Origin of the sequence: Microcoleus sp. N9_A1, assembly GCF_036701795.1 — a bacterium.
Classification (GTDB): domain Bacteria; phylum Cyanobacteriota; class Cyanobacteriia; order Cyanobacteriales; family Microcoleaceae; genus Microcoleus.
The window spans coordinates 1-1,049 of the sequence record NZ_JAUBRI010000198.1 but is presented as its reverse complement, the minus strand read 5'-3'; the positions used below and the strand labels follow the sequence as shown (position 1 = coordinate 1,049).

Sequence of the window (1,049 nt, the reverse complement as noted above, 5' to 3'; positions counted from 1 at the left end):
GCACCATTACTGCCTTTATTCGTCCGAAAATCCATACCGTGTTTACTTCAACCACTGATTCAGCAAGCCCTATTTAAGCAAGGCTAAAAAATCTATAATTGTCATTTTTACAAAAACTTAAAGTTTCCACCATTTAATCAATGTTTTCTCAGCCGATTGAAGAGGTAACAGAAATTTATGGCTGTAATTGATGGCAGTTTTTTAACAAAAATTGCCACACAAACTGAGTAAGAAGCTTATTTTATATGAACATCTAGACATTTTATTTACAAACTACAACCTTTGGCTAGCAATCCCTCAATCCCTTCTAGGCTAGTCCCCAACTTCATTGTAAAGAAATAATTGAAACCTCTAAAATTACTTGGGTATACTGTGTTGCTTGAGAACTTTAGCGGGACTGACAAATGAAATGCCCTGAGAAGAAGAGGTACTAATCATGACAGCTTCAATGACAGGCTCATAAACCGTTTTTTCTGCAACCCACTCCACAATAAAGTTTGCACCTGACCCTCCACTTGTATCCTCTGCTGCAATGAAAAAGTCTGTGGAAGCAAGCGGCTTGAGTTCTACTGGACTCTTAATGTCCTGCCTAATCAATTTCCCATCAGTATCGTAGTAACGCACAGAAGTGATAATAATCGAATTCGTCAGATCCGTATTGCGGATACTGAGCGTGGCTGACAAATTCATCACATTATCCTGGCTATTGTAGTGATAAATATGCGAGTAAATAGGGACATATACTGTTTGTCCCATCACAACTTTTGTTTTATCTAACGTAACTGTTCTCAGTGAGGTTTCACGTTTTGTATTAGATTGTTGTCTTTGTGATGTAGTTTGGTTTGAACAAGAGATCAGGACGATCGCCCCGATCGCCCAACAAACCCATAAATGCTGTTTCAGCTTCATCGGCATTCATCCAAATACACCACATACATTGCAGTTATAGTCATTTCAAATAAGTATGAGACTCTCTTTCTGCACAATAAGCACGAATAACTTCATCAAGAGATGTGCCAGGAGACGCATACATTTTAGCTCTCTTTAAT

At 38.3% G+C, this 1,049-nt stretch carries 1 protein-coding gene; it reads right to left on the bottom strand.

Features of this window, described 5'->3' with window-relative positions; all coding sequences use genetic code 11:
• Window positions 1-357: 357 nt before the first annotated feature.
• Entirely contained in the window at window positions 358-909 is a 552-nt protein-coding gene (locus QUA58_RS31415) for a DUF3124 domain-containing protein (protein ID WP_333398031.1), read from the bottom strand.
• Window positions 910-1,049: the final 140 nt, after the last annotated feature.